Raw genomic sequence first — 21933 nt, forward strand, 5'->3', positions numbered from 1 at the left:
GAACCCCCGCACCTGACGCGACCGCTCACGTCGTCGGGCTGATCTTCCCTGCCCATCTGGACCCCACGACCTGACCGGGAGTACGCCTCCGTGGCCACATTCCTCTACAAACTCGGCAAGCTCGCCTTCCGCCGACGGCACTTCGTCGCCCTGATATGGGTGGCGCTGCTCACGCTCGCGGGCGTGGGCGCCGCCTCCGCGCCGACCGCCGCCTCCAGCTCCTTCTCGATCCCCGGCACCGAGGCCCAGAAGGCCTTCGACCTGCTCGACCAGCGCTTCCCCGGCTCGGCTGCCGACGGCGCCACCGCCCGCGTCGTCTTCAAGGCCCCGGACGGCGAGAAGCTGACCGGCGCCGCGAACAAGGCGGACGTCCAGGACACCGTCGCCGCCCTGAAGTCCAGCTCGAAGCAGGTCGCCTCGGTCGCCGACCCGTTCGCCGCCAAGACGGTGAGCAAGGACGGCACGATCGCCTACACCTCGGCCACGTACAAGGTCTCCGGGATGGAGCTGACCGACGACGACCGGGATGCGCTGCAGAAGGTCATCGACGAGGCGCAGAAGACCGGTCTGACCGTCGAGGTCGGCGGTGACGCGCTCCAGGCCGTGCCGGAGACCGGCGCCACCGAGGTCATCGGCATCGCGGTCGCGGCCGTGGTCCTCATCATCACGTTCGGCTCGCTGATCGCGGCCGGGCTCCCGCTGCTGACCGCGCTCATCGGTGTCGGCATCGGCGTCTCCACGATCACCGCCCTTGCCAACGCGCTGGACCTCGGCTCCACCACCTCCATCCTCGCGATGATGATCGGGCTCGCGGTCGGCATCGACTACGCCCTGTTCATCGTCTCCCGCTACCGCGCCGAACTCGCCGAGGGCCGCGAACGCGAGGAGGCCGCCGGACGGGCCGTCGGCACCGCGGGATCGGCCGTCGTCTTCGCCGGTCTGACCGTGGTCATCGCCCTGGTCGGCCTCGCCGTCGTCAACATCCCGATGCTGACGAAGATGGGCATCGCCGCCGCCGGCACGGTCGCCATCGCGGTCCTCATCGCGCTCACCCTCATTCCGGCGCTCCTCGGCTACGCGGGCAAGCGCGTCCACGGCCGCAAGGCCCGCAAGGCGCAGGAGCCAGACAAGGCCGCCGCCGAGCCCAAGGCCAACATGGGCACCCGCTGGGCCCGCTTCGTGCTGCGCCGCCCGGTCATGGTCCTCGTCGCGGGTGTCATCGGCCTCGGCGCGATGGCGATCCCGGTCTCCTCGCTCGAGCTCGGCCTGCCCGACGACGGCGTCCAGCCCACGGACACCACCCAGCGCAAGGCATACGACCTGCTCTCCGAGGGCTTCGGGCCCGGCTTCAACGGCCCGCTCATGACGGTCGTCGACGCCAAGGGCGCGGACGACCCGAAGGCCGCCGTCGACGAGGTCGTCTCCACGATCAAGAAGACGGACGGCGTCGCGGTCGTCGCCCCGGCCACGTTCAACAAGGCCGGCGACACCGCGATCATCAGCGTCATCTCCAAGTACCAGCCCTCCTCCGTCGAGACCGAGGACGTCGTCCACGCCATTCGTGACGCGGGCAAGGACATCAAGGCCGACACCGGCGCCGAGCTCGCGGTCACCGGCTCCACGGCCATGAACATCGACGTCTCGCAGAAGCTCAACGACGCGCTCGTGCCCTATCTGGCGCTCGTCGTCGGCCTGGCGTTCCTGCTCCTGATGGTCGTCTTCCGCTCGATCCTCGTCCCGCTCAAGGCGGCGCTCGGCTTCCTGCTCTCGGTGCTCGCCGCGCTCGGCGCCGTCGTCGCCGTCTTCCAGTGGGGCTGGCTCGGCTCGGTCTTCGGCGTGGACCAGACGACCCCGATCATGTCGATGATGCCGATCTTCATGGTGGGCGTGGTCTTCGGTCTCGCGATGGACTACGAGGTTTTCCTCGTGACCCGGATGCGCGAGGCGTACGTCCACGGGGAGCGGCCCGCGCAGGCCATCGTCACCGGGTTCCGGCACGGGGCCCGGGTGGTCACGGCCGCGGCGATCATCATGATCGCGGTGTTCGCGGGCTTCATCGGCTCCTCGGAGCAGATGGTGAAGATGATCGGCTTCGGCCTGGCGATCGCCGTCTTCCTCGACGCGTTCGTGGTCCGGATGGCGATCGTGCCCGCCGTGCTCGCGCTGCTCGGCAAGAGGGCCTGGTGGCTGCCGAAGTGGCTGGACCGCGCGCTGCCCGACGTGGACGTCGAGGGCGAGAAGCTGAACGCGGCCGAGGCCGCCGGGCGTCCCGGGGAGAAGGAGCTCGTCGACGCGTGAACTGACCGGATGATCAGTGCGTGACGGTGATCAGTGCGTGACGGTGATCAGGGTGTGACCGTCGCCGGGGTGAGGGCCGTGTACGTCCGACGCAGGAAGCGGATCAGCGCTTTGACGTCGAACTGCACGACCGTCACCCCGTTCGGCTGTCCGGGCACGGACGAGTGGAACTCGATGACCGCCTGGACCCGCCCGCACGGCCAGATCCGGATGGAGTCGCCGCGGACCGGGGCCCGCAGGCCGCTCTCGAGCAGCTCGCGCGGGAAGATCCACTCGCCGACGTCCGGCAGGGTGACGCGGACCCGGCCGTCGTAGCGCAGCACGGCCGGGACGGCCCGGGGCGCGTCGGGGGAGTCGGTGACGACATGGGCCCGGGCGTACTGCTCCACGTAATGCTCTATGCCGGCGGTCATGTCTTCTAATGTCCCATATGTCTGAATGAGTGGGCCAGTGTCCGGGTGTACGGACCGGGGTCAATTGGTGCCGAGACGCTCTTGCAAGCCGTTCGCAACAAAGCACTATCATCGAACGGTTAACCATCTGCCCGAGCGCCGGAGTGCCCTGCCATGCATGTACCCGACGGATTCATCAATGCACCTGTGTCGGCGGCCGCCGGTGTCGTCGCCGCGGGCGCCGTCGCCGTCAGCCTCCGCGGCGCCCGCCGTGAACTGGACGAGCGCACCGCGCCGCTCGCCGGTTTGGTCGCGGCGTTCATCTTCGCCGTGCAGATGCTCAACTTCCCCGTCGCGGCGGGCACCAGCGGCCACCTCCTGGGCGGCGCGCTCGCCGCGATATTGGTGGGCCCCTATACAGGGGTCCTCTGTGTGTCCGTGGTGCTCCTGATGCAGGGCGTGCTGTTCGCGGACGGCGGCCTGACCGCGCTGGGCGTGAACATCACGGACATGGCGATCACCACCACCGTCGTCGCCTACCTCGTCTTCCGCGGCCTCGTGAAGGTGCTGCCGCGCGGCCGCCGCTCCATCACCGTCGCGGCCTTCGTCGCGGCCGTGCTCTCCGTCCCGGCCGCCGCCGTCGTCTTCACCCTGATCTACGCCATCGGGGGGACGACCGACGTCTCCATCGGCAAGGTCGCCACCGCGATGATCGGAGTGCACGTCCTCATCGGCATCGGCGAGGCCGTGATCACCGCCCTCACCGTCGGCGCCGTCGTGGCCGTCCGGCCGGACCTCGTGTACGGCGCCCGCGGCCTCCGGGCGCCGCTCAGGCTGAAGGTGGGCGGCGAACTGGTCGACGCCCCGGCCGCCGCGCCCGCCCCGGTGGCCGCGCGCTCGCACCGCAAGATCTGGATCACCGGCCTCGTCACCTCGCTCGTACTCGCCGGGTTCGTCTCCTTCTACGCCTCGGCCGACCCCGACGGCCTGGAGAAGGTCGCCCACGACAAGGGCATCGACAGCAAGACGGAGGAGCACGCCTCCGCCGACTCGCCGCTCGCCGACTACGGCGTCAAGGACGTCACCGACGCCCGGCTCTCCGGCGGCCTCGCCGGGATCATCGGCGTCGGCGTGACCGTCGTCGCCGGATCCGGGATCTTCTGGGCGCTGCGCAGGCGGCGTACGAGCGACGCGGCCTCCACCGAGGTCACCGCGGGCGAGTCCGTCTGACATGGGCGCCGGACACGCCCACCGCCTCTACCGTGCCGGGCACTCGCCCGTGCACGCGCTGCCGCCGCACACCAAGCTCGCCGCCGTCTTCGGCTTCGTCGTGGTCGTCGTCTCCACGCCGCGCGAGGCGATGTGGGCGTTCGCGCTGTACGCGATGCTGCTCGGCACCGTGGCGTACGTGGCGCGCGTACCGGCGGGCTATCTGCTGAAGCGGCTCCTCATCGAGGTCCCCTTCGTCGCTTTCGCGGTCCTCATGCCGTTCGTCGCCGAGGGCGAACGGGTGCAGGTGCTCGGTCTCTCCCTGAGCGAGAGCGGCCTGTGGGGCGCGTGGAACGTACTGGCCAAGGGCACCCTGGGCGTCGCCGCATCGGTTCTGTTGGCGTCGACGACGGAACTGAGGGAGTTGCTGCTTGGCCTGCAACGCCTGAAGCTGCCGCCCCTCCTCGTCCAGATCGCGTCGTTCATGATCCGCTACGGCGACGTCATCACGGACGAGATGCGCCGCATGAAGATCGCACGGGAGTCGCGCGGCTTCGAGGCGAGCGGCGTGCGGCACTGGGGCGTCCTCGCCAAATCGGCCGGGGCACTGTTCATCCGCTCCTACGAGCGGGGAGAGCGCGTACATCTGGCGATGGTCAGCCGGGGGTACGCGGGTTCGATGCCGGTCATCGACGAGGTGACGGCCTCCCGGACGCAGTGGTCGTCCGCGCTGGCCCTGCCGGGTGCGGCGCTCGTGGTGTGTCTGCTGGGATGGACGCTGTGACTGCATCTTTGGAAGTAGCCGGACTTGCCTACGCCTACCCCGACGGGCATCAGGCGCTCTTCGGAGTCGACCTGACGGTCGACAAGGGCGAGAGGGTCGCGCTGCTCGGCCCGAACGGCGCCGGCAAGACGACCCTCGTCCTGCATCTGAACGGCATCCTGACCGGCGGCGCGGGCACGGTGACGGTCGCCGGGCTACCCGTGGACAAGCGCAACATGGCGGAGATCCGGCGCAAGGTCGGCATCGTCTTCCAGGACCCGGACGACCAGCTGTTCATGCCGACGGTCCGCGAGGACGTCGCGTTCGGCCCGGCCGCGTCCGGCATGAAGGGCCCCGAACTGGAGGCGCGGGTCCGCAAGGCGCTCGCCTCGGTCGGCATGGAGGAGTACGCGGACCGGCCCCCGCACCACCTCTCCTTCGGCCAGCGCCGCCGCGTCGCCGTCGCCACGGTCCTCGCGATGGAACCGGAGATCCTCGTCCTGGACGAGCCGTCCTCCAACCTCGACCCCGCCTCGCGCCGCGAACTCGCCGACATCCTGCGCTCGTTGGACGTGACGGTCCTGATGGTCACGCACGACCTGCCCTACGCCCTGGAGCTCTGCCCGAGAGCCGTGATCCTCAGCGAGGGCGTCATCGCGGCGGACGGCGCGACCGGCGACCTGCTCATGGACGGGGACCTGATGCGCGCCCACCGCCTGGAACTCCCCTTCGGCTTCGACCCGAGGTCGGTCGCGGACAGGGCGAGCGGGGCCTGAGAGCCCGTCCTTGAGCCCTGAGAGCCGCTCTTCGGCGGAATCGATCCGAATCATTGGCTGTTGCACGGACCGTGGATACAGCAGTGAACGGCACGGTCGCCCCCGGATTCGAAGGCGTCAGGTCCGCCTTCGCCCAGAACTTCGAGGAGCGCGGCGAGCGGGGCGCCGGTGTCGTCGTCTACCGGGACGGGCGCAGAATCGTCGATCTGTACGCGGGAACGCGGGACATCGACGGGCAGGCGGCGTGGACGCCCGGCACCGGGCAGGTCCTGCGGTCGGCCACCAAGGGACTCGCCGCCGCCGCACTGCTCCTGCTGCACCAGCGCGGCGAACTCGATCTGGATGCGCCGGTCGGGGCGTACTGGCCCGAGTTCAAGGCACACGGCAAGGAGGACGCGCTGGTCCGGCACGTCCTCGCGCACCGCGCCGGGGTACCGGCCCTGGACCGGCCGCTGACCCCGGCCGAGGCCGCCGACCCGGAGCGCGGCGCCGCGGCGGTCGCCGCGCAGGCCCCGTTCTGGGCACCCGGCACCGATCACGGCTACCACGCGCAGACGTACAGCTGGCTGACCGGTGAGCTCGTGCGCCGGGTCACCGGACGCTCCCTCGGCGCGTTCGTCGCCGAGGAGATCGCCGGACCGGCCCGCGCCGACGTGTGGATCGGGCTGCCGGCGGCCGAGGCCCACCGCGCCGGACGCGTCGGGCCCGCCGAGGCCCCGGCCGCGTCCGGCGCCCCGCGCTCCCGCCCCAAGCGGGCCCTCGTCGAGGCGTACACGAACCCGGAGTCCCTGACCCGGCGCGCCTTCGACTCGATCACCCCGGCGCCGGACGAGAACGACCCGGACTACCGCGCCGCCGAACTCCCGGGCTCCAACGGGATCGGCACCGCGGACGGCCTGGCCCGCTTCTACGCGGCCCTGATCGGCGAAGTCGACGGCGGGACACGGCTGTTCACACCGGAAACGGTCCGGCTCGCCCGCACGGAAGCCTCCTCCGGCCCCGACCGCGTCCTCGCCGTCCCCTCCCGCTTCGGCCTCGGCTACATGCTGCACGGCATCGCCTCCCCGCTCCTGACCCCGCACTCCTTCGGCCACCCCGGCCGCGGCGGCGCCCTCGGCTTCGCGGACCCGGAGACGGGCATCGCGTTCGGGTACGTCACCAACGGGATGAGCGCGGGAGTCACCGCGGATCCGCGGGCGCAGGCGTTGGTGCGGGCTGTGCGCGAGGTTGTCGTGGAGCCGCGCCACGGCGACGCGTAGGCCACCGAGAGGTCCGAAGAGCTGGGTGTGGGAGGGAGCGCAGGTCACCGATGCGGCCGGGCGTCCACTCTGGGTTGGTTTCGGCCGTCATTCTGATCACTCTTCGGACACCTTCGGACACCATCTGGAAAACACCCGGCGCACCAGGCTCCCCACGTGCCTAGAGTCCCTTCGTCAACTTGGGGAGGGGCGCGCATGCGCAAGGGGGTCAAGGTCGCCATCGTCGGCGGGGTGTTCACCGCGATGGTGGGCGGTGCCGGTTACGGCGCCTACAACATCGTCACGACGGTGTCGGGGGACGGCGGTTCGTCGTCCGCGGGTGCGCCCGGGGCGCGCCGGAGCGGGCCGCCGACGAGCGACGAGATCAAGGAGACGTCGGCGAAGTTCCTGGCGGCGTGGGCGAAGGGCGACGCGTCGGGGGCGGCGTCCTACACGAACTTCGCGGAGAACGCGGGGCCCGCCCTGGAGGGCTGGCACGACGACGCGCACATCACGCACACCGTCCTGACGGCGGGCACACCGGCCGGGGCGAAGGTCCCCTTCAAGGTGAAGGCGACGGTGTCGTTCAAGGGCCAGAAGCGGACGACGACGTACGACTCGTCGCTGACGATCGTGCGCGGCGAGACCACGGGCCGGCCCCTCGTGCAGTGGCGGCCGTCCGTCCTGCACCCGGAGATGCGCGAGGGCGACACGCTCGTCACCGGCGAGTCCGCGGCGCCGCCCATCGAGGCTGTGGACCGCAACGGCACCGTGCTGACGAAGGACAAGTACCCCTCGCTCGGGCCCGTCCTGGAGACACTGCGCGCCAAGTACGGCAACGACGTGGGTGGTTCGCCGGGCGTCGAGACGTTCATCCAGCGCGAGAGCGCCGAGGGGACCACCACCGCGAAGACGCTGCTCACCCTCGCCAAGGGCAAGCCGGGCACGCTGCACACGACGATCAGCGCGAGCGCGCAGGCGGCGGCCGAGCAGTCGGTGACGAAGTTCTCCAAGTCGGCCGTGGTGGCGGTCAAGCCGTCGACGGGTGAGGTACTCGCGGTCGCCAACCACGGGTACGGCGAGTTCAACGCCGCGTTCGAGGGGCGGCTCGCCCCCGGCTCCACGATGAAGATCATCACGGCGGCCGCGTTGATCGACAACGGTGTCACCTCGATGACGGGCCCGGCGCCCTGCCCGGACGCGGCTCCCGCGCTGAGCCAGACCTTCCACAACCTCACGGGCATGCAGCCCAACGAGGGCGCGACGCTGTCCAACAGCTTCCAGCGCTCCTGCAACACCGCCTTCATCAAGCTCTCCGACGACCTCGGCGCGGACAAGTTCGCCGCCGAGGCCCAGAACCGGTTCGGGCTCGGCAAGGACTGGCAGACCGGAGTCGTCTCGTACGACGGTTCCGTGCCGGTCAACGGGAACTCGGACGACCCGGCCGGGATGATCGGCCAGGGCAAGGTGCTGATGAACCCGCTGAACATGGCGTCGGTGACGGCGACCGCGATCACCGGGACCTTCCACCAGCCGGTCCTGGTCGCGCCCAAGCTCGGCGACCGTCAACTCGCCACCGCGAACGGCCTCCCCTCCTCGACGGTGTCCCAGCTCAAGCAGATGATGCGGCTGACCGCGACCTCGTCCATCGGCACCGCCACCAACGCGATGTCCGGGCTCACCGGTGACATCGGGGCGAAGACGGGCTCGGCGGAGGTCGACGGGCAGTCCGTGGCCAACTCCTGGTTCACCGGATACCGGGGCGATGTCGCCGCCGCGGCGATGGCGGAGGGCGGCGGCCACGGCGGCGACGCGGCGGGCCCGATCGTGGCATCCGTATTGCGGGCCGGATCGTAACGAAACCGCGGGGCGTTGTAAGGCGTTCTGTCCTACGGCGCAGGCGACTTGGGCCACCCCGTAATCTTGGCCACCCGCAGAACACCGGAGGACGACGTTGGGCACCAGAGGCAAGCGCAAGGACGAGCCCGCGCGCCGTAACACCAGCACCTTGGTGATCGGCGCGGCCGCGGCCGTCGTCGTCGTGGGGGCAGGCGTCGGCGCGTACGCCCTGATGGACAGCGGTGCGACGTCCTCCGCGTCGGTGGACGGCAAACCCGCGGTCCCCTCGGGTCCGCCGAGCGCCGCCGAGATCAAGACGGTGTCCGCCGGGTTCCTCACCGCCTGGCAGTCCGGCGACGTGGCGAAGGCCGCCGCGTACACGGACGACGCGACCACCGCGCAGGCCGCGCTCACCGGTCTGGCCAAGGACGCCCGCTTCACCGACATGAAGGTCGCGCCGGGCACCCGCGCGGGCGCCAAGGTCCCCTTCCACGTCATCGCGATGGTCTCGTACGAGGAGAAGGCCGGCGGGCCCGGGTTCAGCAAGCCGTACGCGTACGACTCCTCGCTGACGGCGGTGCGCCGCAAGAGCGACGGGAAGGTCCTCGTCGGCTGGCAGGCGTCCGTCGTGCACCCGGAGCTGAAGGACGGCGACCGGCTCGTCACCGGGGAGGCCGGTGACCCGCCGATCAAGGCGGTGGACCGGGCGGGCGGCGAGCTGACCGCGAAGAAGTACCCGTCGCTCGGCACCGTCATCGACGGGCTGCGCGAGAAGTACGGCAAGAAGGCGGGCGGCACCGCGGGCGTCGAACTGCGCGTCGTGCGCAAGGCCGCGGCCGGCAAGGCGGAGAAGAACGCCGTGCCCGACAAGACGCTGCTCACCCTCACCGAGGGCACTCCGGGCACCGTCAAGACGACGATCAGTCCCAGCGTCCAGGCGGCGGCCGAGAAGCAGGTCGCCTCGCGCGAGCGGGCCTCCGTCGTCGTGCTGCGGCCCTCGACCGGCGAGATCCTCGGCGTGGCCAACTCCAGCCCCGGCTTCAACACGGCGTTCCAGGGCTCGCTCGCGCCCGGCTCCACGATGAAGGTCATCACGTCGTCGCTGCTCCTGGAGAAGGACCTCGCGGGCGTCGACAAGAAGCACCCGTGCCCGAAGTACTTCACGTACGGGCACTGGAAGTTCCAGAACGACGACAAGTTCGAGATCAAGGACGGCACGTTCAAGGCGAGTTTCGCCAGGTCCTGCAACACCGCCTTCATCAGCCAGGCCCCCGACCTTGAGAACGACTCGCTGACCAAGCAGGCGCAGCAGGTCTTCGGGCTCGGCCTCGACAACTGGGCGATCGGAGTGCCGAGTTTCGACGGTTCGGTGCCCGTGCAGTCGGAGGCGCAGATGGCGGCCTCGCTGATCGGGCAGGGCGGGGTGCGGATGAACCCGCTGAACATGGCGTCGGTCGCGGCGACCGTGAAGTCCGGCACCTTCCACCAGCCCTACCTGGTCTCGCCCGACGTCGACCACCGCACCCTCGCGAAGGCGTCGCGGACCATGTCGGCCGGGACCGTCGCGTCGCTGCGCGAGCTGATGCACTACACGGCGATCGCGGGCACGGCCGTGAAGCCGATGGCGGGGCTCGGCTCCGACATGGGCGCGAAGACCGGTTCGGCGGAGGTCGACGGGCAGAAGGAGCCCAACGGCTGGTTCACGGCCTGGCGCGGTGACCTCGCCTCGGCGGCGGTGGTGCAGCAGGGCGGCCACGGCGGCGACTCGGCGGGCCCGGTCGTCCGCGAGATGCTGCTGAACGGCGCCGGCTGACCCCGGCCCGCCGATGCCCCCGATAGTCGCCGCCGCGGTCCTGCTGGCCGCGGTCACGCACGCGTCCTGGAACGCGCTGGCCCACCACATCACCGACAAGCTCGTCGGGTTCACGCTCATCTCCGGCGGCGGCGCGCTCATCGGCCTCGTCATGGCGCCGTTCGCGCCGTTCCCGGCTGCGGGGGCGTGGCCGTACCTGATCCTGTCGGCGGTCATCCACATCGCCTACTACGTGCTGCTGATGACGTCGTTCAAGCTGGGCGACTTCGGCCAGGCGTACCCGATCGCGCGCGGCACGGCGCCGCTCGTGGTGACGCTGCTCGCGGCCGTCTTCGCGGGCGAGGTGCCGGGCGGCTGGCAGGCGGCGGGCGTCGCGGTGTCGTGCGCGGGCCTGACCGGGCTCGCGGTGTGGGGGCTACGGGGTTCAGGGCGGCGGCCCGACTGGCGGGCGATCGGGGCGGCGCTCGCGACCGGCGTGTCCATCGCCGCGTACACGGTGGTGGACGGTCTCGGAGTACGGGCCTCCGGCTCGGCGACGGGGTACATCGCGTGGCTGATGATCTGCGAGGGGATCGCGATTCCGGCGTACGCGGCGTACCGCTGGCGCGGCGAACTGGCGGACCGGCTGCGGCCGTTCGCGCTGCGCGGGCTGCTCGGCGCCGCGCTGTCCGTGGCGGCGTACGGCCTGGTGCTGTGGGCCCAGACGCGGGCGGACCTCGCCCCGATCTCCGCGCTGCGGGAGTCGTCCATCATCGTCGGAGCGGCGATCGGGGCGGTGTTCTTCAAGGAGCGGTTCGGGCTGCCGCGGATCCTCGCCGCCGGCGTGATGGTGGCGGGGATCGGGCTGATGCTGCACGCGGGGTGAGGCCTTCGGAAGGGGCCTACGGAGCTGCGTGCTTGAACCCCGAGTTCACCGCCGTGATGCCGCCGTCCACGGGCAGCGTCACCCCCGTCACCCACGCCGCGTCGCTGGACGCGAGGAACGCCACCGCCGCCGCGATGTCCTCGGGCTCTCCGACGCGGCCCAGCGGATACAGCTCCCGCATGACGTCCGGGTCGCGGCCCTGGTCCGTCCAGGCGGGGGTGCGCACCGTCCCCGGGGCTACGAGGTTGACGCGGACGCCGCGCGGGCCCGCGTGGCCCGCGAGGGTGCGGGTCAGGGAGATCAGGCCCGCCTTGGCCGCGCTGTAGGCGTGACAGCCGAAGTCCTGGAGGCCGTTGACGGAACCGATGCTGACGATCGCGCCACGGCCGGACGCGGCGAGGTGCGGCAGGGCCGCCTTGCAGCAGCGGTAGGCACCGGTGAGCGAGAGGTCCAGGTCACGGGCCCACGCCTCGTCGTCCTCGTCCTCGAAGAGAGCGGCGTCGGGGTGGCAGGCGTAGGCGTTGTTGACGAGGACGTCGAGCCGCCCGAAGCTCTCGACGGCCTCGGCGACGGCGGCCTCCACGGACCTCCGGTCGCCCACGTCGCACACGCACGCGGCGGCCGCACCGCCCCGCTCCCGGATCTCCCCGGCCGTCTTCTCCGCGGCGGCCAGGTCGATGTCGGTGACCAGGACCTGGGCGCCCTCGGAGGCGAGCCGGCGGGCGACCGCGGCGCCGATTCCGCGTCCCGCGCCGGTGACCAGTGCCGCGTATCCCTCGAAACGTGTCATGGACTCGACGCTACTCGGGGATGGACCCCGAGATCACCTCCAACCCGGTTGCAGGTTGTGGGAGTTGCGCGCCTTCGCATCAGCGCGTGGCCGACACCTCGGCCCACACGACTTTGCCCGGCCCGTCCCGGAAGCTCGTCCCCCAAGACTTCGCGAGTACCTCGACGAGGTGAAGGCCCCGCCCGCCACAATCCAGTCCATCGGCATTGACTGCCTTCGGAGGCTCGGGCGACGCATCATGCACCTCGATCCGCACTTCGTCCGCTCCTCGCACGAACCTGGTCTCAACTTGCGCACCCGGTGGTACTTGAGCGTGGACCACGGCGTTGCTGAGCAGCTCGGAGAGGACGACGAGGGCAGCGTCCTCGGCGGTGACGAGACCCCAGTCGCTCAAGGTCGCGCACAAGGCGCGTCGGGCCAGACCAACTGATCGCGGATGGTGGTCCCACCGGAACGTCACTGGGCTGAGGCAGGTATTGATGCCGTCCATCAGCGCGCCACCTTCACTCCGTGGATGCGGCGCGCGCCCACGTCGACGCCATGCACTGCGAGCCATAGAGCTCGGCGCCGATGGCGCTGGAGGCGGAGCTCGTCGGTCATGAGGTAGGCGCGGGCGGTTGGGATGTACTCCGTGCACAGCGGTAGCAGGCAACCACAGTCCGGTAGTGCCCGGTTCGAGCCCATCGACGCGAGCCGATGTCGCCCGGTCGGGGGCAACAAAAACCGCAGCAGCGGTTCGAAGAGGCGGACGATAGTGTGCATGTGTCGACGCTCCTAGTCAGCGCCGGCCGCGCCCCCGGATCGCTTGCACCGATCGCGGGGGTCTTCTGTGCGTCCGACGCGAGCCCCACAGATCACCTGATGGTGACCATCCGGTCGCACTGAGCGACCACCACCCAGAGTGCACTGGAATGGATTCGAACCGCAACCGAACCGTTTGGAAACATTTCCAAGAACCCCGTCGGCCCTCCTCCTGCCTACTCTTGAGGCGCAACGCACAGCGCAAGGGGGCCACATGAACCAGCCGCGACCCACCGTCCGCCGCCGACGTCTCGCCTCGCTGCTTGTCGAACTTCGTGAAGGCGCAGGCAAGTCGATGGAGGAGGCAGCGGAGCGGATCGGCTGTCACAAAACCAAGATCAGTCGTATTGAGAACGCCCGTCTCGGTATCTCCCTGGGCGAGTTGAGGGACCTGCTCGCCTTCTACGGCGTGGAGGACAGCGCGTACGTGGAGCAGTTGGTGAACCTGGCCAGGCGGGGAGGGGAGCGCGGATGGGCTCGCCATCTCGGAGCGACGCTCCCGTCGTACGCGGACCACATCGACTACGAGCAGACGGCTGACTACATCCGGTCGTTCCAGCCCCTGTTGGTCGCCGGCCTGCTGCAGACTCCCGACTACGCGCGGGCGCTCTACCGCGCCAACCCCGAGATGCTCACCCGCGAGCAGGTGGACCAGTACGTGGACACCCGCATGCAGCGACAGGAAGTCCTGGTGCGGGACGAGGCGCCGCGGCTGTGCGTCATCGAGGGAGAGGTCGCGCTTCGCAACAGCGTTGGCGGGCCGAAGGTGATGGCACCGCAACTTGATCGCCTACTGGAGGCCGCCGAGTCTCCGAACATCGAGATCCAGGTGCTCCCGTGCAACAGCGGCGCTCACATGGGACTCATCGGAGCGTTCGTGATGTTCGGCTTCCCCACACCGGCCTTCTCCGACGTTGTGCGCGTGGAGCACGTCACGGGGACCCTACATATGGAGACGCCGGGGGAAATCCGCTCCTATACGCTCGCCTTCGACTCGCTGAGGTCCCTGGCACTGAGCCCAGCAGCCAGCCGTGACCTCATCCAGCAGGTCAGGCATGAGCTGTAACGGACAGGAAGCCGAGGTAGGAACGATGCTTGCCCCCGAACTTGCCCCCGAACTTGCCCCTGAACTCGACCGCGTCACCTGGCGCAGGAGCACCTACAGCGGAGGCGGATCAGGCGGCGGCGACTGTGTCGAGATCGCCGACCTGCCCCACGGCATAGCGATACGAGACAGCAAAGACCCGCACGGCAACGCGCTTTGCTTCGAACCCGGGGTGTGGGCCGGGTTCGTTACGGGACTCGTAGGTTCGCTGGAGCGGTAAACGCGCCGAAGCAGCGTCTGTCGATAAACTCATGAAACGGTCTGCCTGTATTGGCATGCGCATCAGCTCTGCGACACAATTCTCACAGAAGCCCCGCCCGTAACCGCACCTTCGGACTACTCAATTACTATCTTCCAAAACGCTATCCAAGTTCCGCAGTTGGTTGAAGAGGCGAATCTCCTTTTCTGCGAGCTTTCGGATTTGGCGAGCTATGTCTTCGGCATCGGCGGAGTTGGCCGAAAGTCCGAGAGATGCGTTATTGAGTGCATGTAGAAGGGCTGCCTTGTCGTTGCCCGATGCACTCTCCATTTTTTCCGTCAACATCTCAACTCGCTTGGTAATCTTCGAAGCCTCAGTGTCCTGCATCTGTATGAGTTCCTTGCCGGCTGCCATCTCCTTCGTCACTCGATCAAGCTCGCCTGCAATGGTCGCACGCTGATTCTTCAATTCTCGAAGGCGCACCTGCGCCTGCTGTCTTACCAAGGCTTGGTTGATGGTGTTCTGGCTGACGGCTACCTCGAGCACCTTTCCGGATAGCGATAGCAGCTCGGAAAGAGTTATATGGTGATAGTCGACGCCCGCTCTAGAGCGCATATCCTCCAGTAGCTCCGGTCGTGGGCCGATAGTCAACCCGCATTGATGTCTAATCCAATCTTCCTTGACGTCGGTTGAGACGAAGAGTATCGATCGCTTGTTGGCTGATGCATGCTCAACCATCTGCAGCCAGATTAGGCAATCTCCAAGCCCCGCGTCGCCCTTGTTCTTGTAATCCTTGTATCCGGGAGGGATTTCTGCTTCACCTCTGTGACGTGCTTCGGCCTCAAAGGCCAATCTCTTCGCTTCGTCTGGTTCCTCTCCAACCTTTCCATCGAGTAGAATGGATAGTTTTTCTAGCACTGGGTCATGAGATGCGAGCCTGCCGGCTGTCAGGTCGAAATTTGAAAGGTCATTCGCCAAGCGTGAGCTGATATCGGCGAGAGCGTCGTCGAATGGGCGCATGTACTCCTTGATTTGCGGTCCGGCGAGCGAGCGCAATTTGGCGAAGTCGCGAAGGCTTCCCCTTAGCTCGCCAATAGACGTTTCGACTGCTTCTGATTTTTTGCGTAAGGCATTCAAGTGTGCGTCAAGTGAAGAGATGCGATTGCGGTGAAATTCGTCAGTTACCTGTCGCGGGATCCAGATTCTGACGGCTAGTGCATCCAGGACGTCGAAATACTCAAGTCGGGCGGATTCGTCCATTCTGTAAAGGCTTAGGAGGGCGTTAGTGTCCAGCACGATGGTGCTGCTTTTGATGGCATGCTCGACGTCCTTGCGGTCCCTCCTCCGGTATCCTTCGTATCCGTTGGTAAAAGAGCCCTTGTGGTACTTGCTCATGCAACCCCTCCCAGCGTTAGTTCAACGCTACGAGGTTAGATGTTGGAGTACTCCGTTGGTGGTCTCTCAGCGAGATCCGCGCTAAATGAACCCGGCGCGCCTGTGGTCTCAGTCGCGGTCGCGCTTCGAGGCCCCTCCGTGGTGGTGTGCCTCCAACCGTCAACATCAGGCGAGCTGGCGATCAGGCGTCGAGACGTGAGGGGACTCCCGTGGACGTTCCTGGATCAAGATCGGACAACCTGTAATGCGTAGATAACGAGCTCCCACTACCAGCCATGCTGCCTATGTCCTGGCCCGCGACAGGGGGCGGCGTCTGAAGAACTGGCCGAGACTGGCAGCAGGCTCCCGCGAGCGATAGTGACGCGTCCGCACCCTCGCCCAGGTATCCCGTACTCGGCCCGTCCGAGTGCGGCCCAGGCCCATCAACAACGACCAACACCAAGAGGGGCGCAGCACCAGCCGCGCCCCTCACCTACGTTCGCCCAGCTACACCCACGTATCCAGCCACATCCGCGACCGCCAAGAGTCGATCGGGACCGCCGTCCCCGTATAGATCGGCCAGAAGTAGATGAAATTCCAGGCGATCAAAAGAACCAGCACCCCGGCCGACGCCGCGCCGATCACCCGGCGGCGTTCGCTCGAGCCCGGCCTGCCGATGATCGCGCCCAGGACCATCGCCAGGGCCAGGCACAGGAACGGGGCGAAGACGACCGCGTAGAAGTAGAAGATCGTCCGCTCCTGGTACTGGAACCAGGGGGCGTAGCCCGCGACGACGCCGCAGACGATCGCGCCCGCCCGCCAGTCACGGCGGAAGAACCAGCGCCACAGGACGAAGAGGAGCGCGAAGCAGGCCGCCCACCACAGGAGCGGGGTGCCGAGGGCCAGGACCTCGCGGGCGCACTTGTCCGCCGCGTCCGCCGGGCAGCCGTCCCGGCCCGCCGACGGGGACTCGTAGAAGTACGAGACCGGGCGGCCGTCGACCATCCAGCTCCAGGGGTTGGACTGGTAGGTGTGCGGCGAGCTGAGGTTGGTGTTGAACTCCCAGACCTCGTGCTCGTAGTGCCACATGCTGCGCACCCAGTCCGGCAGCCAGGTGAAGTGGCCGCCCTTGCCCGCGGTCGCCGCCCAGTTGCGGAAGTAGCCGCCGGTGCCGTCGGTGGGGGAGAGGATCCAGCCCAGCCAGGAGAGGACGTATGTGGCGACGGCGACCGGGACCGTGGAGACGAAGGCGGGGACGACGTCCCGTTTCAGGACCGCGAGATAGGGGCGACGCGCCCCGGCCACGCGCCGCGAACCGACGTCCCACAGGACCGACATCAGGGCGAACGCGGCCAGGTAGATGAAGCCGTTCCACTTCGTGCCCGCCGCCAGGCCCAGGCAGAGGCCGGCCAGGAGCCGCCAGGGGCGCCAACCCAGGCGCAGGGTCTCGGCGATGTGCGCGTCCGGGCGGACCAGGCCGTGTTCGTCGACGGGGAGCGCCGCCGCGAGCCGTTCGCGGCTTCTGTCGCGGTCCACGACGAGGCAGCCGAACGCCGCCACGACGAAGAAGACAAGGACCGAGTCGAGCAGCGCGGTGCGGCTCATCACGAACGCGAGGCCGTCCACCATGAGCAGCGCCCCGGCCAGACAGCCGAGGAACGTCGAGCGGAACAGGCGCCGGCCGATCCGGCACACCATCAGCACGCACAGCGTCCCGAGGACCGCCGTCATGAACCGCCAGCCGAACGGGTTGAACCCGAACAGCCACTCACCGATCCCGATGACGTACTTGCCGACCGGTGGATGCACGACGTACGACGCGTCCGTCGGAATGGCGACGTGGCCGTTCTTCTCCAGGATCAGGTCATTGGCGTTCTTGGCCCAGTTCACCTCGTACCCGCGGTGGATGAGCGCCCACGCGTCCTTGGCGTAATACGTCTCGTCGAATATCACCGCCTTCGGGCTGCCGAGATTCCAGAACCGCAGCAGACCGGCGACGAGCGTGACGAGGAGCGGCCCCGCCCAGCCGAGGATTCTGTTCGCCTGCCCGGCCGTGAACCGGCTCAGGCCGAACGACGCCCACAGCCGTGAGGACGGCGCGGGATGCGGCGGCACGAGGTGCGCGCGGACATCACCGCTGCTCTCCTGCGCCCGGTACCCGAACCGGCGCAGGCCGCGCAGCCACGCCGAGGGCTTGCGCTCCCCGGCGGGGGCCCGCTCGGGCGGGGCGCTGGTCGGGGTCGGGTGGGACGACGACGCGGTACTGGTCACCGCGCCATCGTAGGGAACCGGGCTGTGCGAGTCCCGTGCACGGGCCCGACTCGGCCGCCGCCGCGTCCCTGCGAGGATGGAACCGTGACAGGAAGCCCTGATTCCCCCCAGTCCGCCAAGACGCAGCCCGCCCGGACGCGGCCCGACCGGGCCCCCGAGTCCGCCGGAACGCTCGTGCTCGCCGGTACGCCCATCGGTGACGTCGCCGACGCCCCGCCGCGGCTCGCCCAGGAGCTGGCCGGCGCCGATGTCGTCGCCGCCGAGGACACCCGGCGCCTGAAGCGGCTCACGCAGTCGCTCGGCGTACAGGTCGGCGGGCGCGTCGTGTCGTACTTCGAGGGCAACGAGGCCGCGCGTACGCCGGAGCTGGTCGAGGCGTTGGCGGGCGGCGCGCGCGTGCTGCTCGTGACCGACGCGGGCATGCCGTCCGTCTCCGACCCCGGGTACCGGCTGGTCGCCGCCGCGGTCGAGCGCGACATCCGGGTCACGGCCGTGCCGGGCCCGTCCGCCGTGCTGACCGCCCTTGCGCTGTCCGGGCTGCCCGTCGACCGGTTCTGCTTCGAGGGGTTCCTGCCGCGCAAGGCGGGCGAGCGCCTGACCCGCCTGAAGGACGTCGCCGACGAGCGCCGCACCCTCGTCTACTTCGAGGCCCCGCACCGCCTCGACGACACCCTCGCCGCGATGGCGGAGGCCTTCGGCGAGGAGCGCCGGGCGGCGGTCTGCCGGGAGCTGACCAAGACGTACGAGGAAGTGAAGCGCGGGCCTCTCAAGGAGCTCGCCGAATGGGCCGCCGAGGGCGTACGCGGCGAGATCACCGTCGTCGTGGAGGGCGCCCCGGAGAAGTCGGGCGACGACCTCACCCCCGAGGAACTGGTGCGCAGGGTGCGGGTGCGCGAGGAGGCGGGGGAGCGGCGCAAGGAGGCGATCGCCGCCGTCGCCGCGGACGCGGGGCTGCCCAAGCGGGAGGTATTCGATGCCGTGGTCGCGGCAAAGAACGCGGCTGCGGGCGCCCCATAAGCGCGTAAAGGACTAGCCTGGAAGGCAAAGCGAAGACCGGGTGCCACGGCCGTTTCGGCAGGGAAATGCCAAATCGGCTCCAACAGTCGACAGGTCTTTTGCGCTCGGTCCGGCGGAGGCGTCCACTGGTCGAAGGGACGTACCCGTCCCCACGCTGCCCGCGGGCAGCGCTTGTCCAGCGGACAAGGAGAGCCGGCATGAGCGAGTTCGCAGTCTCCAAGACGGCCACCGGTGCTGAGAGGCCCCCTGTTCCGAGTCGCGGCACGGCGATATCCGTCGTTCACGAGTCGTATTCGTTCGCCTGCATGCGGTGCGGGCACGGCTGGGAGCAGTCGTACGAGATAGAGCACCACGTCGACGGTGACGGTGCGGAGTTCGTGAAGTACGTGGCGAACGGCGAGCGTGTGCCGTCGCCGCTGACCCGGCCCACCTGCCTGAACTGCGGCGGCAACGTCGTACGGATCATGCGGGCCGGCCGGGTGTCCTCAGTGCTCGACGTGATGCACCCGCAGCACCATCAGGCGCCGGCCGCCGGGCCGGTGGAGGCACCCGAGCCCGGGGTCACGGTCCCGGCCGGGGAGCGCCACCACTGGCACCTGTCCGACCTGCTGCACCCCTTCGGGCACCACAAGAAGGAGGCGTGAGCACGGCTTCGTAGGATCGGGGCATGAGCCCCGAGCGTTCCAAGGACGTCACCCCGCCGCCGCTGCCCGCACCTCTCGCGGTCGAGGTCGCCGACTCGCACACCCACCTGGACATGCAGGCGGGCACCGTGGAGGAGGGCCTCGCCAAGGCGGCATCGGTGGGCGTGACGACCGTGGTCCAGGTCGGCTGCGACCTGGCCGGTTCCCGCTGGGCGGCCGAGGTGGCGAAGGCACACGCGAGCGTGCACGCGACCGTGGCCCTGCACCCGAACGAGGCTCCCCGCATCGTCCATGGCGATCCCGACGGATGGTCGCGGCAGGGCGCCCGGCAGCCGCTCGGTGACGCCGGGCTCGACGAGGCGCTCGCCGAGATCGACCGGCTCGCCGCGCTCCCGCAGGTCAAGGGCGTCGGCGAGACCGGCCTCGACTACTTCCGCACCGGACCCGAGGGCAAGGCCGCCCAGGAGCGGTCCTTCCGGGCCCACATCGAGATCGCCAAGCGGCACGGCAAGGCGCTCGTCATCCACGACCGCGACGCCCACGACGATGTGCTACGCGTCCTGAAGGAGGAGGGCGCCCCCGAGCGCACCGTCTTCCACTGCTACTCCGGCGACGCCGCCATGGCCCAAGTCTGCGCGGAGAACGGCTACTTCATGTCCTTCGCGGGCAACATGACGTTCAAGAACGCGCAGCCGCTGCGCGACGCCCTCGCCGTGGCGCCCCTCGAACTGGTCCTCGTCGAGACCGACGCGCCGTTCCTGACCCCGGCCCCGTACCGCGGTCGGCCTAACGCGCCGTATCTCATTCCGGTCACGCTGCGCGCGATGGCGGCGGTCAAGGACGTCACCGAGGAAGCCCTCGCGACAGCGGTCTCCGCCAACACGGCCCGCGCCTTCGGTTACTGACCGATAACGGCTTCGGCCCGCACGCCTTCGGCCTTCGGGCGGCATCGCGACACTGCGTAGTCGCGTTGCTTTGGAGAGTGACCGGCGCTCCGCTAGGTTCTGCTCGCTTGCTCCGCCCCCGCCCGGGGGCGGACCCCTGGAGCGCCTGGAGCGTCGTCGTGAGCAATACGCCGTACGAGACGTACGAGGACATGTACGAGGACACGTACGGGACGTACCGGCCCTACGCCGGTGATGACGCGGCGACCGAGCCGAACGCGCAGGGCCCGTACGAGGCCGCCGGCGCCTTCGACACGCCTCGGCCCGCCTTCGACACCTACCGGCCCGCCTACGAGTACGAGCGGGCCGAAGCCGTCACCGAGCCACGGCTGCCGCACCAGACGCCAGGGGGCGGCGTCCGGCCGCCCGGGGGCGCGCGCACGCTGCCCGACCATTCCGCGGACCAGTCCCCGGACCGGCCGGCGGGGCGCGCCGCCGCCCGACGGGCCGCGCGCCGCAAGAAGTCCGACCAGCGCCCCGAGACGCTGCGCCGGCTGCTTCCGCAGGCCCTCGTCGTCGCGTTCCTCGCGGGCGGCACCTCCGCGTTCGTCGCCGACGACAAGGCGATCCGGCTCAGCGTCGACGGCAAGGAGCGCACGCTGCACACCTTCGCCGACGACGTGACGGAACTCCTCACCGAAGAGGGCGTCGACGTCGGCGCGCACGACATCGTGGCGCCCGGCCGCGCCGCCGCGCTGGCCAGCGGCGACGAGGTCGCCATCCGCTACGGCCGCCCCGTACGCCTCACCCTCGACGGACAGCGCCGCCAGGTGTGGACGACCGCGCACACCGTCGACGGGGCGCTCAGACAGCTCGGCGTGCGGGCCGAGGGCGCGTACGTCTCCACCTCCCGCTCCCACCGCATCGAGCGGCACGGCCTCGACCTCGACGTCCGCACCGAGCGCAGCGTCACCGTCATGGCCGACGGACGGCGCCGCACCCTGCGCACGAACGCGGCCACCGTGCGCGAGGCCGTCGACGAGGCCGGCATCACGCTGCACGGCCAGGACACCACCTCCGCGCCCGCGACGAGCTTCCCGCGCGATGGGCAGACGATCACCGTGATGCGGGTGACCGGCACGAAGGAAGTACGCGAGGAACCCATCCCGTACGCGACCGAGCGCACCGAGGACCCCGCGTCGTTCCAGGGCACGGAGATCGTCACCCAGGCCGGCGAACCCGGCATGCGGCGCGTCACGTACGCGGTGCGCACCGTCAACGGCGTCCGGCAGAAGCCGCGCCTCGTGAAGTCCGAGACGGTGCGCGAACCGCGGACCCAGCTGATCCGGGTCGGGACACGGCCGATGCCCACCTCCGTCGCGGGCACCGACACCCTGAACTGGTCCTCGCTGGCCTCCTGCGAGTCCGGCGGCCGTCCCGCCGCCACCGACGCGACCGGCACCTACGGCGGCCTCTACCAGTTCGACACGCAGACCTGGCAGAGCCTCGGCGGCTCGGGCCGCCCCCAGGACGCCCCGGCCGCCGAGCAGACGTACCGGGCGAAGAAGCTGTACGTGCGGCGCGGAGCGAGCCCCTGGCCGCACTGCGGGCCCCGGCTGCACGGCTGACCCGGGCCGTACGGGTGCTGCCGGCCG

The 21933-nt window shown here is 69.6% G+C and carries 19 protein-coding genes; 14 read left to right on the forward strand and 5 right to left on the reverse strand.

The window, feature by feature from the left end:
* Positions 1–90: 90 nt before the first annotated feature.
* Positions 91–2298, forward strand: a complete 2208-nt coding sequence (locus ABD366_RS13725) for an MMPL family transporter (RefSeq protein WP_324771405.1) — start codon at positions 91–93, stop codon at positions 2296–2298.
* Positions 2299–2345: 47 nt separating this feature from the next.
* Here ABD366_RS13725 and ABD366_RS13730 read toward each other — a convergent pair whose 3' ends face one another.
* Complete coding sequence (locus ABD366_RS13730; protein WP_324771404.1) at positions 2346–2711, reverse strand: SsgA family sporulation/cell division regulator; 366 nt, start codon at positions 2709–2711, stop codon at positions 2346–2348.
* Positions 2712–2864: 153 nt separating this feature from the next.
* On the opposite strand from ABD366_RS13730, the gene ABD366_RS13735 reads away from it, so the two are divergent.
* The 7 genes from ABD366_RS13735 to ABD366_RS13765 all read left to right on the forward strand — a co-directional run bounded on the left by ABD366_RS13735 (position 2865) and on the right by ABD366_RS13765 (position 11193).
* Positions 2865–3920, forward strand: coding sequence for an energy-coupling factor ABC transporter permease (locus ABD366_RS13735; protein WP_324771403.1), 1056 nt, complete (start codon positions 2865–2867; stop codon positions 3918–3920).
* A 1-nt stretch (position 3921) separates the two neighbouring features.
* Complete coding sequence (gene cbiQ / locus ABD366_RS13740) at positions 3922–4683, forward strand: cobalt ECF transporter T component CbiQ (protein ID WP_324771402.1); 762 nt, start codon at positions 3922–3924, stop codon at positions 4681–4683.
* Positions 4671–5438: an energy-coupling factor ABC transporter ATP-binding protein gene (locus ABD366_RS13745; protein WP_324771401.1), complete on the forward strand. Its 768-nt coding sequence runs from the start codon at positions 4671–4673 to the stop codon at positions 5436–5438. The genes cbiQ and ABD366_RS13745 overlap by 13 nt, the downstream gene beginning before the upstream one ends.
* A gap of 71 nt (positions 5439–5509) precedes the next feature.
* Positions 5510–6697 carry a serine hydrolase domain-containing protein gene (locus ABD366_RS13750; protein WP_344441772.1) on the forward strand — a complete coding sequence of 396 codons (1188 nt, stop codon included), beginning with the start codon at positions 5510–5512 and terminating at the stop codon, positions 6695–6697.
* Between the two features lie 195 nt (positions 6698–6892).
* Complete coding sequence (locus ABD366_RS13755; protein ID WP_324771399.1) at positions 6893–8533, forward strand: penicillin-binding transpeptidase domain-containing protein; 1641 nt, start codon at positions 6893–6895, stop codon at positions 8531–8533.
* A 154-nt stretch (positions 8534–8687) separates the two neighbouring features.
* Entirely contained in the window at positions 8688–10328 is a 1641-nt protein-coding gene (locus tag ABD366_RS13760; protein WP_411293777.1) for a penicillin-binding transpeptidase domain-containing protein, read from the forward strand.
* A 13-nt stretch (positions 10329–10341) separates the two neighbouring features.
* Entirely contained in the window at positions 10342–11193 is an 852-nt protein-coding gene (locus ABD366_RS13765; RefSeq protein ID WP_324771398.1) for a DMT family transporter, read from the forward strand.
* Positions 11194–11209: 16 nt separating this feature from the next.
* On the opposite strand, the gene ABD366_RS13770 is transcribed toward ABD366_RS13765, so the two are convergent.
* On the reverse strand, positions 11210–11983 hold the full coding sequence (locus tag ABD366_RS13770; protein ID WP_324771397.1) for an SDR family NAD(P)-dependent oxidoreductase: 774 nt from the start codon (positions 11981–11983) through the stop codon (positions 11210–11212).
* 79 nt (positions 11984–12062) lie between these two features.
* Entirely contained in the window at positions 12063–12473 is a 411-nt protein-coding gene (locus ABD366_RS13775) for an ATP-binding protein (protein WP_324771396.1), read from the reverse strand.
* A 525-nt stretch (positions 12474–12998) separates the two neighbouring features.
* Here ABD366_RS13775 and ABD366_RS13780 point away from each other — a divergent pair.
* Complete coding sequence (locus ABD366_RS13780) at positions 12999–13850, forward strand: helix-turn-helix domain-containing protein (RefSeq protein WP_324771395.1); 852 nt, start codon at positions 12999–13001, stop codon at positions 13848–13850.
* 25 nt (positions 13851–13875) lie between these two features.
* Positions 13876–14109 (forward strand): DUF397 domain-containing protein, encoded by a 234-nt coding sequence (locus ABD366_RS13785; RefSeq protein WP_324771419.1) that lies wholly within the window; start codon positions 13876–13878, stop codon positions 14107–14109.
* 120 nt (positions 14110–14229) lie between these two features.
* Here the strand turns inward: ABD366_RS13785 and ABD366_RS13790 are convergent, their stop codons facing one another.
* On the reverse strand, positions 14230–15483 hold the full coding sequence (locus tag ABD366_RS13790) for a PIN domain-containing protein (RefSeq protein WP_324771394.1): 1254 nt from the start codon (positions 15481–15483) through the stop codon (positions 14230–14232).
* A 486-nt stretch (positions 15484–15969) separates the two neighbouring features.
* Positions 15970–17733, reverse strand: coding sequence for a dolichyl-phosphate-mannose--protein mannosyltransferase (locus ABD366_RS13795; protein WP_324771393.1), 1764 nt, complete (start codon positions 17731–17733; stop codon positions 15970–15972).
* Positions 17734–17907: 174 nt separating this feature from the next.
* Here ABD366_RS13795 and rsmI point away from each other — a divergent pair, with 174 nt between their 5' ends.
* The 4 genes from rsmI (at position 17908) to ABD366_RS13815 (ending at position 21906) form a co-directional block, all read left to right on the forward strand.
* Entirely contained in the window at positions 17908–18750 is an 843-nt protein-coding gene (gene rsmI / locus ABD366_RS13800) for a 16S rRNA (cytidine(1402)-2'-O)-methyltransferase (RefSeq protein WP_324771418.1), read from the forward strand.
* A gap of 197 nt (positions 18751–18947) precedes the next feature.
* The gene (locus ABD366_RS13805; protein WP_324771392.1) at positions 18948–19394 is read left to right on the forward strand and encodes a hypothetical protein; all 447 of its coding nucleotides are present in this window, start codon (positions 18948–18950) and stop codon (positions 19392–19394) included.
* Positions 19395–19417: 23 nt separating this feature from the next.
* On the forward strand, positions 19418–20299 hold the full coding sequence (locus ABD366_RS13810; RefSeq protein ID WP_324771391.1) for a TatD family hydrolase: 882 nt from the start codon (positions 19418–19420) through the stop codon (positions 20297–20299).
* A 158-nt stretch (positions 20300–20457) separates the two neighbouring features.
* Positions 20458–21906, forward strand: a complete 1449-nt coding sequence (locus ABD366_RS13815; RefSeq protein WP_324771390.1) for a resuscitation-promoting factor — start codon at positions 20458–20460, stop codon at positions 21904–21906.
* Positions 21907–21933: the final 27 nt, after the last annotated feature.

This window comes from Streptomyces kunmingensis (assembly GCF_039533535.1).
Taxonomy (GTDB): Bacteria; Actinomycetota; Actinomycetes; order Streptomycetales; family Streptomycetaceae; genus Streptomyces; species Streptomyces kunmingensis.